General features: G+C 63.3%; 15 protein-coding genes. 5 read left to right on the top strand and 10 right to left on the bottom strand.

The features are described 5' to 3' along the window. The first annotated feature begins 56 nt into the window (after positions 1-56). From CKW40_RS27725 to CKW40_RS27740, 4 genes are read left to right on the top strand one after another with little or no spacing between them, the layout of a single operon-like run. The gene (locus CKW40_RS27725) at positions 57-923 is read left to right on the top strand and encodes a carbohydrate ABC transporter permease (protein ID WP_095203025.1); all 867 of its coding nucleotides are present in this window, start codon (positions 57-59) and stop codon (positions 921-923) included. Continuing rightward, complete coding sequence (locus CKW40_RS27730; RefSeq protein ID WP_095203145.1) at positions 920-1,732, top strand: carbohydrate ABC transporter permease; 813 nt, start codon at positions 920-922, stop codon at positions 1,730-1,732. Before CKW40_RS27725 ends, CKW40_RS27730 begins: the two co-directional genes overlap by 4 nt. 15 nt (positions 1,733-1,747) lie before the next feature. Continuing rightward, the gene (locus CKW40_RS27735; protein ID WP_095203026.1) at positions 1,748-2,794 is read left to right on the top strand and encodes an NAD(P)-dependent alcohol dehydrogenase; all 1,047 of its coding nucleotides are present in this window, start codon (positions 1,748-1,750) and stop codon (positions 2,792-2,794) included. Positions 2,795-2,796: 2 nt separating this feature from the next. After that, positions 2,797-3,882: an ABC transporter ATP-binding protein gene (locus CKW40_RS27740; protein WP_095203027.1), complete on the top strand. Its 1,086-nt coding sequence runs from the start codon at positions 2,797-2,799 to the stop codon at positions 3,880-3,882. 8 nt (positions 3,883-3,890) lie between these two features. On the opposite strand, the gene CKW40_RS27745 is transcribed toward CKW40_RS27740, so the two are convergent. From CKW40_RS27745 to gcvA, 9 genes are all read right to left on the bottom strand, one after another. Next, positions 3,891-5,477 (bottom strand): FGGY-family carbohydrate kinase, encoded by a 1,587-nt coding sequence (locus CKW40_RS27745; protein ID WP_095203028.1) that lies wholly within the window; start codon positions 5,475-5,477, stop codon positions 3,891-3,893. Beyond that, the gene (locus tag CKW40_RS27750; protein WP_095203029.1) at positions 5,474-6,157 is read right to left on the bottom strand and encodes an HAD family hydrolase; all 684 of its coding nucleotides are present in this window, start codon (positions 6,155-6,157) and stop codon (positions 5,474-5,476) included. The genes CKW40_RS27745 and CKW40_RS27750 overlap by 4 nt, the downstream gene beginning before the upstream one ends. A gap of 15 nt (positions 6,158-6,172) precedes the next feature. Beyond that, positions 6,173-7,651: a mannitol dehydrogenase family protein gene (locus CKW40_RS27755; RefSeq protein WP_095203030.1), complete on the bottom strand. Its 1,479-nt coding sequence runs from the start codon at positions 7,649-7,651 to the stop codon at positions 6,173-6,175. Positions 7,652-7,790: 139 nt separating this feature from the next. After that, a complete protein-coding gene (locus tag CKW40_RS27760) occupies positions 7,791-8,561 on the bottom strand; it encodes an L-iditol 2-dehydrogenase (RefSeq protein ID WP_095203031.1) in 771 nt (256 codons plus the stop codon). A gap of 2 nt (positions 8,562-8,563) precedes the next feature. Further along, positions 8,564-9,562, bottom strand: a complete 999-nt coding sequence (locus tag CKW40_RS27765) for an ABC transporter ATP-binding protein (protein WP_095203032.1) — start codon at positions 9,560-9,562, stop codon at positions 8,564-8,566. Between the two features lie 50 nt (positions 9,563-9,612). Next, positions 9,613-10,437: a carbohydrate ABC transporter permease gene (locus tag CKW40_RS27770; protein WP_095203033.1), complete on the bottom strand. Its 825-nt coding sequence runs from the start codon at positions 10,435-10,437 to the stop codon at positions 9,613-9,615. Between the two features lie 11 nt (positions 10,438-10,448). Further along, positions 10,449-11,321, bottom strand: coding sequence for a carbohydrate ABC transporter permease (locus CKW40_RS27775; RefSeq protein ID WP_095203034.1), 873 nt, complete (start codon positions 11,319-11,321; stop codon positions 10,449-10,451). A 141-nt stretch (positions 11,322-11,462) separates the two neighbouring features. After that, positions 11,463-12,773, bottom strand: a complete 1,311-nt coding sequence (locus CKW40_RS27780) for an ABC transporter substrate-binding protein (RefSeq protein ID WP_095203035.1) — start codon at positions 12,771-12,773, stop codon at positions 11,463-11,465. Between the two features lie 190 nt (positions 12,774-12,963). Then, positions 12,964-13,869 carry a transcriptional regulator GcvA gene (gcvA, locus tag CKW40_RS27785; RefSeq protein ID WP_095203036.1) on the bottom strand — a complete coding sequence of 302 codons (906 nt, stop codon included), beginning with the start codon at positions 13,867-13,869 and terminating at the stop codon, positions 12,964-12,966. 110 nt (positions 13,870-13,979) lie between these two features. Here gcvA and CKW40_RS27790 point away from each other — a divergent pair, with 110 nt between their 5' ends. Further along, a complete protein-coding gene (locus CKW40_RS27790; RefSeq protein ID WP_095203037.1) occupies positions 13,980-14,165 on the top strand; it encodes a hypothetical protein in 186 nt (61 codons plus the stop codon). Positions 14,166-14,223: 58 nt separating this feature from the next. Here the strand turns inward: CKW40_RS27790 and CKW40_RS27795 are convergent, their stop codons facing one another. Continuing rightward, on the bottom strand, positions 14,224-15,183 hold the full coding sequence (locus CKW40_RS27795) for a sugar-binding transcriptional regulator (protein WP_095203146.1): 960 nt from the start codon (positions 15,181-15,183) through the stop codon (positions 14,224-14,226). Positions 15,184-15,307 lie beyond the last annotated feature (124 nt).

A 15,307-nucleotide genomic window follows, 5' to 3' on the forward strand; every position in this document is an offset into this window, starting at 1 on the left:
TGCCCAACGAGGAAATCATGCCGACACGATCGAGACGCAAGCGAGGATAGATGCCAATGGCCCGACGCACGTCGCTCCCTGTCACCTTCGTCGTTCCGACCATCGCCATCCTTCTGGTGCTGTCGATGGTGCCGACGCTCTACGCCATTGTCATCGCCTTGCAGAATCGCGAGTTGAGCACGCCCGATTATTCCTGGGTCTGGCTGTCGAATTTCGTCGACCTGTTCCTCGACCGCCGCTTCCTCAACGCGGTCTGGGTGTCGGTGAAATGGGAGATCGTCACCGTTGTCGCGACCATGGTGGTGGCGATCGGGCTCGGCGTGCTGATGTTCGAGGTCGCCAGCCCACGCCTGCGCAATGTCTACTGCCTGCTGTTCATCATTCCGGTGCTGTTGCCGCGCGTGTCGGCGGCCTTCGTCTGGAAATTCGCCTACCATCCGCTATACGGCATCGCCACCTACCCCTACAGGCTCATCACCGGCGGGTTGATCTTCGACCCGCTGTCGAAGCCGGGGACGGCCTTGTTCGCCGTCGCCTCGGTCGATGTCTGGCAATGGGGGCTGTTCTTCGCCGTCATCGTGCTGAAGCTGCTCGAAACCTTGCCGCCGCAACCGATCGAGGCGGCACGGCTCGACCACGCCAAACGCTGGCAGATCCACGCCTATGTCACCTTGCCGATGCTGAAGGCGCCGCTGATCAGCCTGATGTTCGTCAAGATGATCGAATCGTTGCGCTCCTTCGACCTGATCTATGTGATGACCCGCGGCGGACCGGGCGTGGCCACCGAAACGCTCGACATGTACGCCTTCTCACAAGGCTTCATCGAGTCCGGCAAGGTTTCCTACGCCTCGGCCATGGCCGTGCTGATGATGATCGCCACCGTCATCACCTTCACCATGCTGTGGAAGCGGGCGCAGGCATGAGAGCGGGTCGCCTGATCGGCAGGATCGTGCTGGCATTTGCCGGCTTCATGGCCGTGTTTCCGCTGCTGTGGACGGCGCTCAATGCGCTGAAGAACAATGTCGACATCATCACCCGCGTGCCGCGCCTGGTGTTCACGCCGACACTGGCCAACATCAGCTATATTATCGGCCGCGACAGCGTGCTCACCGGCCTCTACAACTCGATCGTCGCTTGCGGCTCGGCCGTGCTGATCGGCGTCGTGCTCGGCTTGCCGGCGGCGTACGCGGTGGCGCGCTATCCCAACCGCTGGGCCGGCGACATCCAGTTCTTCGTGCTGTCGCTGCGCTTCCTGCCGCCGGTGGCGGTCGCCATCCCGCTGATGGTGATCTGGCTGCAGGTCGGCCTCTATGACACTTTGCCGGCGTTGATCATCACCTATTCGCTGCTCACCATCTCGGTGATCATGTGGCTCGCCATCCCTGCTTTCCAGGCCGTGCCGAAGGAAATCGAGGAAGCGGCCTTCGTCGACGGTTACGGCGCCTATTCGGTGTTCTGGCGCATCGCACTGCCCGTCGCCGCCCGCTCCCTGGCAGGGGCGGTCGCCTTCAGCTTCGTGTTGGTCTGGAACGAATTCCTGATCGCGCTGATGCTGTCGAGTTCCAACGCCAAGACCTTGCCGATCGTCGCCTCCGAACTCTCCCAGCAAGGCATGAACGTGCCGTGGGGCATTCTCAACGCGTCGGTCGTGCTCCTGTCGCTGCCGCCGCTGCTGTTCCTCGGCGTGCTCAGCGGCTTCCTGAATTCCGTTTTCCGGCAAAAAAAGACTTGATGTGAGGATTTCCCGATGCGGGCACTGGTGCTTGAGAAAAAAGGCGAACTGTCGCTGCGCGAGATCGCGCTGCCGCTCGATGTTGGACCGGACGACGTCAAGATCGCCATCCACACGGTCGGTGTCTGCGGCAGCGACGTGCACTATTACACGCATGGCGCCATCGGCAGCTATGTCGTGCGCGCGCCGATGGTGCTCGGCCACGAAGCCGCGGGCACGGTCGTCGAGACCGGCGCCAATGTCGAGGCGTTCAAGGTCGGCGACCGCGTCTGCATGGAGCCGGGCGTGCCGAACCTGTCGTCGCGCGCGACGAAACTCGGCATCTACAATGTCGACCCCGACGTCCGTTTCTGGGCGACACCGCCGGTGCATGGCGTGCTTGCACCCTATGCGGTGCATCCGGCCGCCTTCACCTACAGACTGCCGGACAATGTCTCCTTCGCCGAGGGCGCGATGGTCGAACCCTTCGCCATCGGCATGCAGGCGGCAACCCGTGCCCGTATCGTCCCAGGCGATGTCGCCGTCGTCGTCGGCTGCGGCCCGATCGGCATCATGATCGCGCTTGCAGCCCTGGCCGGCGGCTGTTCGAAAGTGCTGATCTCCGATTTTTCCGCGCCCAAGCTCAAGATCGCCGCGCAATATGCCGGCATCGTGCCGGTCAATATAGGCGAGCAGTCGCTGGTAGACGCGGTCGCGGCGGCGACCGACAATTGGGGCGCCGATATCGTCTTCGAGGCGAGCGGCAGCCCGAAGGCCTTCGCCGACCTGTTCGACGTCGTGCGGCCGGGCGGCGCCGTGGTGCTGGTCGGCCTGCCGGTGGAGCCGGTGGTCCTCAACGTGCCGGCGGCGATCTCGAAGGAGGTGCGCATCGAGACGGTGTTCCGCTACGCCAACATCTTCGATCGCGCCTTGCAACTGATCGCTTCCGGCAAGGTCGACCTCAAGCCGCTGATCACCGGCACCTATGATTTCGCCGACAGCATCGAGGCATTCGAGCGGGCTGCCGCGGGCAAGCCGGAAGACGTCAAGCTGCAGATCCTGCTGACCGGCGAGAAGGGCTGACCATGTCCGCGATCGTTTGCTCCCATGTCGACAAGGCCTATGGCGCCACGACGGTGATCCGCGACCTGAACTTAAGCATTGAAGAGCACGAATTCGTCGTGTTCCTCGGCCCGTCCGGCTGCGGCAAGTCAACCTTGCTCAGAATGCTGGCAGGGCTGGAGGATATCAGCGGCGGCGAGGTCTCGATCGGCGGCAAGGTGGTCAACGATCTGGATCCGGGCGACCGCGGCATCGCCATGGTGTTCCAGAACTACGCGCTCTATCCGCATATGACGATCTTCGACAACATCGCCTTCGGGCTGAAGCGGCAGAAGGTGCCGGCGGCCGAGATCCGGAAGCGGGTCGAAGCGGTGTCGAGGACGCTCGGCCTGGAGCCCTATCTCGGCCGCAAGCCGGCCGAACTCTCCGGCGGCCAGCAGCAGCGCGTCGCCATTGCTCGTGCGATGATCAAGACACCGAAAGTGTTCCTGTTCGACGAGCCGCTTTCCAATCTCGACGCCAAGCTGCGCAACCATATGCGTGTCGAGATCGCGAGGCTGCACCAGTCGCTGAAGACCACCACCGTCTACGTCACCCATGACCAGCTGGAGGCGATGACGCTGGCCGACCGCATCGTGCTGCTCAAGGAGGGTGTCATCGAGCAGATCGGCGCGCCGGCGGAAATCTATCTGCGGCCAGCCAACATGTTCGTCGCCGGCTTCATCGGCACACCGAACATGAATTTCGTCGAGGTGACGGTTGGCCGCTCAGGCAATGGCTGGACGTTAACCGGTGCCGGAACGGTTCTTTCGATCGAGGGCCGGGGTTTCCATCTGCAGCATGGCGACCGCGCCGTGCTCGGCATCCGGCCGCCGGACCTGAAGACGGCCAGCGCCGGCGTCCCCGGTATTCTGCAAGGCACGGCCGATCTCATCGAATTCCACGGCAATGATGCGCTGGTGACATTCGGCTCAGGCGGCAAGGAGATCAGCGCGCTGGTTCCGGCACGCGAATGCCCGACGCTGAATGCCCCCGTCCGCTACACATTCGAGGAAGAAAGCATCCATTTGTTCGACGCCACCTCAGGCGCGTCGCTGCGTAAACAATAGCGCAAACTCTACCGGATCGCGTCGAGCGCTTGGCGCTGGCGGTGCATTTCCAGGAAAATCCGGTAGTCGCGGTCGAAACGGGCGCCGGCGCCCGGGTTGGCGGCACGCCTCTTGCCGCCCTGCTGCATGGCAAGACAGGCGGCGTTGAGGTCGGGGAAAAGCCCGGCGGCGGTGGCGGCGACCATGCCGGTGCCGAGCAGCACCGCCTCGTCGGCCAGCGGCTCGACCACCGTGCAGCCGGTGGCGTCGGCGTAGAGCTCCATCAGCAGCGGGTTCTTGGTGTGGCCGCCGGTGACATGCAGCGTGTCGATCAGATAGCCGTTCTCGTTCAGCGCCTCCAGCACATGGCGCACGCCGAGCGCTATGCCGACGGCGGTGCGCCAATAGAGCTTGCACAGGCTGTCGAAGGAGGAATCCAGCGTCAGGCCGCTGACGACGCCAACGGCATGCGGGTCGGCGAGCGGCGAGCGGTTGCCGTGGAAATCTGGCAGCACATGCAGGCGTGCGGCGAGGTTCTCGCCCTCGGTGGCGCGCAGTTCGGCGACACGCCTGGCGATTTTTGCATGCATGGCCGCATCAGGCTCGCCGCCGGCGCCGTGCCAGCGGATGATGTGGTCGAGCAGGGCGCCGGTGGCCGACTGGCCACCTTCCGACAGCCACAGCTTCGGCAGCGCCGCGCCGTAGTAGGGGCCCCAGACGCCGGCGAAGGGCTGCGGGTCGGGCGACATCGCCATGACGCAGCTCGATGTCCCGGCGATCAGTGCCAGATGCCGGCCGATATCCTGCTCATCGCCGGCAAAGCCGCCCAGCACGCCAAGCGCGCCGGCATAGGCATCGATGACCCCGGCGCCGACCCGGCATTTTTCGCTCAGGCCGAGCTCCGCCGCTGCTTGCGCCGTCAGCGGACCAATGTCGGCGCCGACCGGACTGGCCCGTTCCGGCAGATTGCCGTGCTCGAAGAGATCGCCGAGGCCGACGATTTCGAAGAAATCGCGCTGCCATGCGGTGTCTTCATGCGCGAGGTAAGTCCATTTGGCGGTCAGCGTGCATTGCGAGCGGGCGAGCGAGCCGGTCGCCTGCCAGGTCAGGAAATCGGCCAGGTCGAATAGATAGCCGGCTTCATTCCATGTCTGTGGCAGGTTGCGCTTCAGCCACATCAGCTTTGGCGTTGCCATCTCCGGCGACATGACGCCGCCGATGTAGTTGAGCACCTCGTGGCTGCTCGCCGTGCATTCGTCGGCTTCGGCAATGGCGCGGTGATCGAGCCAGACGATGGTGTCCCAACGCTTGTCGCCGGTGGTCGAAACGCTGAGCTGTTCGCCTTGCCGGTCGCGCACCACCAGCGAACAGGTGGCATCAAAGGAGATGCCGACAATGTCCTGCGCAGCGACGCCGGCTTTTTCGCGAGCGGCACGCACTGCCGCGCAGACGGCCGACCAGATATCGCGCGAATCATGCTCGGCGTGATCGGGCTTTGGCTGGTTCATGGCGATCGGCCGATCGGCACGGCCGAGCAAGATACCACTGGCGTCGAGAATGCCCGCGCGAGCGCTCCCGGTGCCGACATCGACCGCGCAAACAAACTTTTTCGTCAAGATGCTCTAACTCTCGCTCCCAGGCCTGCAATCAGATCGGGCAATTGCAGCATGTCAGCGAATATAAAGTCCGGTTCACTCGACGCAAGCCGCGCTTTCAAGGCGGGGTTGCCGGCATGCGAGCCACCGGTGAAGGCAAAGACGCGCATGCCCGCCGCGCGCGCCGCCGCGACACCGGCCGGGCTGTCCTCGATGACGAGGCATTTGCGCGGATGCGCCCGCATGCTGGCGGCGGCATGCAGGAAAAGGTCGGGCGCCGGCTTTCCCTTGGCGACCATGGCGGCGCTGAACAGATGCGGCTCCATCAGCCCGAGCAGGCCGGTGACGTCGAGCGCATAGCGGATGCGTTCCAGCGTCCCCGACGAGGCGACGCAGAACGGCAGGCCAAGCTTCGGCAACATCTCATTGACGCCGGGAATGGGCTTCAGCTCCTCACGGAATTTTCGCATCAGATCGACGCGCATGGCCGTCAGATGCTGATCGCTGATTTCCAGGCCGAAGTCGCGGCCAAGGATCTCGCGCACGCTTTTCATGCTCTTGCCGAGGAAATGCTCGTAGGCGGCGTCCTCACTGACGCTGCCACCGGCAAGTTCGATCATGCCAAGCAGCGCCGAGACGGAGAGCGATTCGCTGTCGACCAGCACGCCATCGCAGTCGAAGATGACCAGTTCAGGCGTCATGATGGCTGATAGCTCTCAGAGCTTGCCGGCGATGTAGCGGGTCAGCGTGGCGCGCGCGCCGTTGGCCCACAACACGTTGAGTGCATGGCTGAAGGCCTCGACAAACGCCGTGGCGCGGCCGACATCGCCATAAATATCCTCCATGGCGAGCCAGGCGGCGGGCGCATCCTTTGCCGCCTTTGCGGTTGCCTGCAGCCGGTCCCAGCTCGGATCGTTGGGTTCGATGACGGCGCCGCTGTCGGTCGTGCCGAAGCAGTAGCGGCACCAGAGTGCTGATTCCAACGCCAGGCCGGCGACACCTTTTCCGGCCTTCAGGCGGTCGGTGATGGTCGGGATGATGAATTTCGGCTGGCGGTTGGAGCCATCGAGGCAAAGCCGGCGGATGGTGTCGCCGATCTTGGGGTTGGAGAAGCGTTTCTCGATGAGCTGGTAATAGTCCTCCAGCACCGTGTCCGGCACCGGCGGCACCGTCGGGATGATCTCGTCATGCTCGAGCTTGTCGAGAAAGCCGCGCACCAGCGGCTCCTGCATCGCCTCATGGACGAAATGGATGTCCATCAGTCCGGCCGGATAGGCGATGGTGGCATGGCCGCCATTGAGGATGCGGATCTTCATCAATTCGTAGGGCGCGACATCCCTAACGAACTGCACGCCGACCTTTTCCAGCGGCGGCCGGCCATCGGTGAAACGGTCCTCCAACACCCATTGCCGGAACGGCTCGCAGAACACCGGCCAGTTGTCCTCCAGCCCGAAATCCTTGGCCAGGATGCCGCGCTCGCGGTCGGTGGTGGCAGGCGTGATGCGATCGACCATGCCGTTCGGGAAGGCGACATGGTCGCTGACCCAGTTCGCCAGATCCTCGTCGATCAGCCGCGCCAGACCAATGACGCCGTCCGATGTGACATGACCGTTGTGGGGGATGTTGTCGCAGGACATCACGGTGAACGGCACGATGCCCTCGTCACGGCGGCGCATCAGGCCGGCCAGGATGATGCCGAACACCGTCTTTGGGGTGGCGCCCGGTTGGGCGTCGGCGACGATGTCGGGATGGGCCGGGTTGAAGACGCCCGACGCCGGGTCGATGAAATAGCCGCCTTCGGTGATCGTCAATGAGACGATCTTGATCGCCGGGTCGGCGAGCCGTTCGATGATGCCGGCCGCATCGCCCGGCATCAGGAAGTCGATCATGGCGCCGGTGACACGGGCGCTCATATGGCCTTCATCCTGCTCGACCACCGTGGTCAGCCAGTCCTGTTCTTCCAGCTTGCCGCGGCCGATCTTCTCGCCGTCGAACACGCCGGCGCCGATCAGCGCCCAGTCATGGCCGATGCCTGCATTGAACAGATCGTCGAGATAGACGGCCTGGTGCGAGCGGTGGAAATTGCCGACGCCGAAATGCACGATGCCGGCCTTCAGCCTGGCACGGTCGTATTTCGGACCCGCGACCTTGGCGGGGAGGTTGGCGAGAGTGGCGGAAGAGAGTTTCACGGTCATCTGTTTTACCCTTTGGCCGGGCTACGGCCTCTTTAACTCTGCCTCTGCCCGTCCTGTCGGGAGAGGGTAAGGGACGGCACATGCCTCTGATGTTGGCCTCTGCTCCCCGCGGAGGAACGAGGAACAGAGGCCGGCCCCCTCAACTCATCCACTGGCCGCCATCGACATTGTAGGTCTGGGCGACGATGTATTCGGCGTCAGCGCTTGCCAGGAAAACCGCCATGCCGGCGAGGTCCTCCGGCTTGCCCATGCGGCCGTAAGGCACGCCCTCGCCAACCAGTCTCTTCTTCTCGCCCTTTGGCCGGTTCTCGTACTTGGCGAACAGCGAATCGACCTCGTCCCACATATCGCTGTCGACGACACCGGGTGCGATCCCGTTGACGTTGATGCGGTGCTTGATCAGGTCGAGCCCCGCCGACTGGGTCAGCGAAATGACCGCCGCCTTTGTGGCGCAGTACACAGCCACCAGCGGCTCACCACGCCGTCCGGCCTGGCTTGCAATGTTGATGATCCTGCCGCCCTTGCCGCGCGCGATCATCGATCGGGCGGCAGCCTGCAGCATGAACAGCGTGCCGGCGACATTGACGGAGAACAGTTTTTCGTAACTTGCCCGTGAGATCTCGACGATCGGCGCCAGGTCGAACAAGGCGGCGTTGTTGATCAAGATGTCGAGGCCGCCGGCCTTGTTCTCCACCGCCTTCACCGCGGCGTTGATTGAGGCTTGATCCGTGACATCGAGTTTGACGGCATAGGCGCTGCTGCCGATCTCGGCAGCCGTCTTTTCGGCAGCCTCGAGATTGATGTCGGCAATCGCCACCGTAGCGCCTTCGCCGACATAGGCTTCGGCGAAAGCCCTGCCGATGCCACGGGCCGAGCCCGTGATCAGCGCCGATTTGCCGGCCAGGCGCATGCTCACATTGCCTTTCCGTCGGCACCGAAGCGATGCAGCTTGGCCTTGTCGGGCGTGAGGTAGATGGTGTCGCCGTGATGGACGGCGAGTTCGCCGTCGGCGCGCACCGTCAGCGGCCCGACGCCGTCAGCTTGAACGTGTAGGAACGTGTCGGAGCCCAGATGCTCGGCAACGCCGACGGTGGCCTTCCATTCGCCTGCCGTGGTCGAGATTTCCATGTGTTCGGGACGGATGCCGATGGTCTTGGCGCTATATTTGGCCGCCGGCGCGCCCTCGATCAGGTTCATCTTCGGCGAGCCGATGAAGCCGGCGACAAACAGGTTCTTCGGCGTCTTGTAGAGTTCCATCGGCGAGCCGACCTGCTCGATATTGCCGGCATTCAGCACCACGATCTTGTCGGCCATGGTCATGGCTTCGACCTGATCGTGGGTGACGTAGATCATGGTGGTCTTGAGCTGATGGTGCAACTCGCTGATTTCCAGCCGCATGGTGCCGCGAAGTGCCGCGTCGAGGTTGGACAGCGGTTCGTCGAACAGGAAGGCGGTCGGCTGGCGCACAATGGCACGACCGATGGCGACGCGCTGGCGCTGGCCGCCGGAAAGCTGGCCGGGCCGGCGTTCCAGGTAGTTGGTGAGGTTGAGCACGCGCGCCGCGTCTGCCACCTTCTTGTCGATGGTGGCCTTGTCTTCGCCGGCCATCTTCAGCGGGAAGCCGATGTTCTTGGCCACCGTCATGTGCGGATAGAGCGCGTAGGACTGGAACACCATGGCCAGCTTGCGCTTGGCCGGCGCCTCGCCGGTGACGTCACGGCCGTCGATGTTGATGGTGCCGCCGCTGGTGTCCTCCAGCCCGGCGATCAGCCGCAGCAGCGTGGACTTGCCGCAACCCGACGGGCCGACGAAGACGACGAACTCGCCATTCTCGATCACCAGGTCGAGGCCGGGGATGATGGACGTCGATCCAAAGGACTTGGAGACGTTCTTGAGCGTGATGTTTCCCATGGTTTCCTCCCCGAGGGGTTATTGTCCGTCGTCGGTTGCGTGGGGCGGTATTACTTCACGGCGCCAAAGGTCAGGCCGCGCACCAGCTGCTTCTGGCTGAACCAGCCCATGATCAGGATCGGCGCGATCGCCAGCGTCGAGGCCGCCGAAAGCTTGGCCCAGAACAGGCCTTGCGGGCTGGAGAAGGAACTGATGAAGGCGGTGAGCGGAGCAGCATCCGTGGTGGTCAGGCGGATCGTCCAGAACGCCTCGTTCCAGGCCAGGATGATGTTCAAGAGCATGGTCGAGGCAATGCCGGGCACCGCCATCGGGGTCAGCACATAGATGATCTCGTTCCAAAGCGAGGCACCGTCCATGCGCGCCGCTTCCAGGATTTCGCCGGGGATCTCGCGGAAGTAGGTGTAGAGCATCCACACCACGATCGGCAGGTTGATCAGCATCAGCATGACCATCAGGCCGATGCGGCTGTCGAGCAGGCCGGTGTCGCGGAAGATCAGGTAGATCGGGAACAGCACCGCGACCGCCGGCATCATCTTGGTGGACAGCATCCACATCAGGATATCCTTGGTCCGCTTGGTCGGCGAGAACGCCATCGACCATGCCGCCGGAATGGCGACCAGCAGGGCCAGGATGGTCGAGCCGACCGAGAGCAGCACCGAATTGAAGAAGAACTTGAAGTAGCCGCTCTGCGCCTGAACCTCGGTATAACTCTCGAATGTCCCGGACGGGATCAGGGCGAAGCCCTGGATCGCCTCCTGTTCCGACTTGAACGAGGTGATGATCGTGTAGAGGATCGGGAAGAAGATCAGCAGCGCGACGATCCAGGCGGCTACCGTCGCGATGGTCTTGTGCTGGGTGGTGACTGCGCGTGCCATCTTGTCCTCCCTTATTTGTCGAGGTTCTTGCCGACCGCGCGCATGGCGAAGAAGGCGACGATGTTGGCGAGAATGACGGCGATCACACCGCCCGCGGATGCCTGGCCGATTTTGAACTCCAGCAGCGCCTTCTGGTAGACGAGGAAGGGCAGGTTGGTGGAGGCGTAGCCGGGGCCGCCATTGGTGGTGACCAGGATCTCGGCATAGACCGAGAGCAGGAAGATCGTCTGGATCAGGATGACCACGGTGATGGCGCGCGACATGTGCGGCAGCGTCAGATAGATGAAGCGGCTGATGAAGCCGGCGCCGTCCATTTCGGCGGCTTCCTTCTGTTCGCCGTCGAGCGATTGCAGCGCGGTCAACAGGATCAGCGTCGCGAAAGGCAGCCACTGCCAGGCGACGATGATAATGATCGCCGTCATCGGATGTTGCCCGAACCAGTCGATCGGTTGCGCCCCGAAGAAGCGCGCTATGTCGGCGAACACTCCGTATTGCGGGTGCATGATCATGTTCTTCCAGACCAATGCGGCCACCGGCGGCATGACGAAGAACGGTGAAATGACAAGGATGCGCACGATCCCCTGTCCCCACATCGGCTGGTCGATCAAGAGCGCCAGCAGGATGCCGCCGATCACCGTGATCAGAAGCACGCTGACCACCAGCGTGAGCGTGTTGAGGATCGATTGCAGGAAGGCGGGGTTGGAATAAAACAGCGCGTAGTTGGAGAAACCAACGAAGCCATCGCGGATCGGGTTGAGCGGATTGTACTGCTGGAAGGAGAACCAGAGGGTGATGACCAGCGGCACGATCATCCAGACGAACAGCAGCACGACGGATGGCGCCATCATGAAACGGGCAAGCGAACGGGTCTGCTGAGTAGCCATGACGGTCACCCTCCAAAGGTCAGCTAGATTTTTAGAGTTGTGCCAGAAATTCCAGGATTGTGAAGATGGCCGCCCGAACTGGGACTCGGGCGGCCACTGCCGGTCATGGTGCGCGACCGGCATTCGGCACCGGGAGGAGCCTTACTTGATATACCCGCCTTCGGTCATTGCCGCGGTGGCAGCGTCCTGGGCCTGCTTCAGCGCATCGTCGACGCTCGACTGGCCGGCAAGAGCTGCCGAGAAGAGCTGGCCGACGGTGGTGCCAAGGCCCTGGAACTCAGGGATGGCGACGAACTGGACGCCGACATAGGGCACCGGCTTGACGGTCGGATGCGTCGGGTCGGCGGCGTTGATCGAGTCCAGCGTCATCTTGGCGAACGGAGCCGCCTTCTGGTACTCGGCATTGGCGTAGAGCGAGGAGCGCGTGCCCGGAGGAACGTTGGCCCAACCTTCCTTCGAAGCGACGAGCTCGGCGTAATGCTTGCTGGTCGCCCAGGACACGAACTTCTCGGCGGCGTCAGCCTTCTTGGTGCCGGCGGGAATGGCCAGTGACCAGGCCCACAGCCAGTTGCCGCGCTTGCCCAGGCCATTGTCGGGCGCGAGCGCATAGCCGACCTTGTCGGCGACGGTCGAGTTCTTCGGGTCCGAAACGAAGGACGCCGCGACGGTGGCGTCGATCCACATGCCGCATTTGCCCTGCTGGAACAGCGCCAGGTTTTCGTTGAAGCCGTTGGAGGACGCGCCCTCGGGGCCGTCGGCCTTCATCAGGTCCACATAGAATTGCAGCGTGTTCTTCCATTCGGGTTGGTCGAATTGCGGCTTCCAGTTCTCGTCGAACCAGCGGGCGCCGAAGGAGTTCGACATGGCGGTCAGGAAGGCCATGTTCTCGCCCCAGCCGGCCTTGCCGCGCAGGCACACGCCGTTCACGCCATTGGCGCGATCGGTCATCTTGTCGGCGGCCTGCTTGATGAAGTCCCAGGTCGGCGCGTCGGGCATCTTCAGCCCGGCCTTTTCCATCAAATCCTTGCGGTACATGACGAAGGAGCTTTCGCCGTAGAAGGGCGCGGCATAGAGCTTGCCGTCGACCGAAAGTCCGCCGGCAATGGCCGGGATGATGTCCTTGGCGTCATAGTCGTCGCCGAGCTTGTCGAGCGGCAGCAGCCAGCTCTGCTTGGCCCAGATCGGCACTTCGTAGGTGCCGATGGTCATCACGTCATACTGGCCACCCTTGGTGGCGATGTCGGTGGTGACGCGCTCGCGCAGCACGTTCTCTTCGAGCGTCACCCAGTTGAGCTGGATGTCGGGGTTCGCCTTGGTGAAGTCTTCGGTCAGCTTCTGCATGCGGACCATATCGCCATTGTTGACGGTGGCGATGGTGATGGATTCGGCATGTGCGGCAAAAGCGAGAGCGCTGGCCGACAACAAGCCCAGGGTGAGCGTGCGCAGTTTCATCAAATTCCTCCCATGAACCAAGATGAGCATTTGCCTTGGCTTTGAGCAATTACTCACTTGAGATGAATTATGTCAAGCCGGATTCGATGCTGCAGCGCAGCACTCGGCCAGCCGACAAGCAGCCCCCGTGCCAGATATCAGGCGACGGGACAGGAAGGCGTGGAGGCTTGAATCGGGTGAAAAGCGTCTGTCAGCAGGCGATCTCGGCCAGCAGCCAGTCGCGGAAGGCGCGGATCTTCGGCACATTGCGGCGCGCCTCGGGATAGACCAGCCAGTAGGCATGGCCATCGTCGCCGACCATGTCGAAGGGCTGGATCAGGCGGCCGTCGGCGAGCTCCGCCTTGAACAGCGCCCGGGTCAGGATCGCCACGCCATGGCCTGCTATGGCGGCGTTGGCCTCATAGGCCTGTGCGCCCATGCTGCTGCCGGGCCGCTTGGCAAGGTCGTGCGATTGTACGCCGGCAGCATCGAACCATTGCGTCCACCAGATGTCGCCGGGATCGAGGATCGGCAGCCGCAACAGGTCGGCTGGCTCCTTGATACCGCCAATGCTCGCCGCGAGCGTGGGGCTCAGCATCGGCGTGAAATCGGCATCGAGCAGTTTGTGCGCCTCCAGGCCCGGCCATTTGCCGCCGCCCGAGCGGATGGCGATATCGGTATCCTCACGGGCGAAATCCGTCAGCCGGCTCGATGTTTCGAGCCGTACGGCAAGCGCGGGATGAGCCATCTGGAACGAGCCCAGATGATGCGCCAGCCAGTTCGAGGCAAAGGTCAGCACGGTGGTGACGCACAGCAGCCCGTCCGCGCCGCCACGCGCCGCGGCATAGGCCTGGCTGAGAATGGCAAAGGCCTCGCTGACCGCCGGTGCCAGCCGTTGGCCGGCTTCGGTCAGCTCGATCTGCCGCGGCCGGCGCAGGAACAGCGGTGACCCGACACGCTCTTCCAGCACCTTGATCTGATAGCTGACAGCGGCCTGTGTCATGGCGAGTTCCACGGCTGCCTTGGTGAAGGAAAGATGCCGGGCGACGGCTTCGAACACCCGGATCGCTTGCAGCGGCGGGAGTTGCGAAAGCTGTGGTGAGCTCAGATCCGGCATAAGGCCTCCTTATGGGTCCTTATCGACGTTCGATTGGCAAAGCTGGCCGGCAAGACCGACATTCAGTGTCAACCCGTCATTCGGGTTCAGGATAGCGAAGGTTCACGATCATGACCATGGCGCAGCAAAAATGCACTCCCGCTCCGGATCACCGCTGGATTTCGTGGCTTACGGACGGATTCGGCTGGTTCGCGATCAGGAAAAGGGCGCATCTCGACATCAGGGACCTGTCGCCGCATCTGCAGCGCGACGTCGGTTTCCTTGATGGCAATGACCCCTTTGGCAGGCACAGATAGAATTGTCGGCTTTATCGCAAAGCAGCGGCCGCATCCGACGAGCGGCCGCGATTTCAGATCAGATGCTGGCCAGCAGGGCGGTCGCCGTCCGCTCATCGGTGATGAGGCCATTGACCAACCGGCGGTTCACGGCTGCCAGGATTCCCGGCAGCTTGCGCTCACCCATGGCCAGCGCGATGACCAGCGATTTTTCACGCGACGGCAGCGATGCCGACGACACGCGGTCGTTGGTGATGCCTTCGATCATGCGGCCATCGCGATCGAACACCCAGCCGACGATCTCGGCGATGCCGCCTGCCTTCTGCAGGGCTTTCAGCTCGCTTTCGGAAATGAAACCGTCCTCATAGAGCGGCGCCTTGGGACCGAGGTCGCCAATGCCGATGAAGGTGACGTCGGCTTCCGCCGCAAGCGCCAGCGTCGGCTGGATCATCGGCTGGTTGAGCAGCATCTCGCGCTCCTGCGGCGAGGAGGCGATGACCGGCAGCGGCATCGGGAAGGAGCGCGCCTTGACCCGGTCGGCCATTGTGAAGATGACGTTGTAGAAGGCGGCCGAACCGTCCGGCGAGATGTTGCCCGTCAAGGACACCACCTTGTGCTGCGGACATTCCATCGGCGGCAATTGTTCGATCGCCGCCTTCAGCGTGCGTCCGGTGCCGATGCCCATGACGATCGGCGTCGGAGAGCGCAGCCGCCGCTCGATCTCGGCGGCCGCCGCCTCGGCGATGCCGATGGTGGTGGAGGATGAATTCGGATCGCTCGGCACCACCTCGACCAGGTCGAGCGCGAAACGCGATTTCAGCCGGGCGGCGAGGTCGAGGCAGTTGGCGATCGGATGATCGACACGGACCTTGATCAGGCCTTCCGACACCGCAAGCGACACCAGCCGCTGCGCCGTCTGCCGCGAAATGCCGAGCGTGGCGGCGATCTGGTCCTGTGTGTTGCCGGCAACGTAATAAAGCCAGCCGGCGCGCGCCGCGTCGTCCAGCCTGTTGCTGCCGCCATCCTGCCGGGTATTCACGTCCTGCCTCCCAAGGCCGCCGGTCATCAGGGCGGTCCACTCTTAGTTTCGCAGGGAACGGCTGTCTGCGCAATTGTCAATATCAAGGGCAATTGTTCGCAACTGCGAGACGGGGATTGTCCCG

Source organism: Mesorhizobium carmichaelinearum (genome assembly GCF_900199455.1).
GTDB lineage: Bacteria > Pseudomonadota > Alphaproteobacteria > Rhizobiales > Rhizobiaceae > Mesorhizobium > Mesorhizobium carmichaelinearum.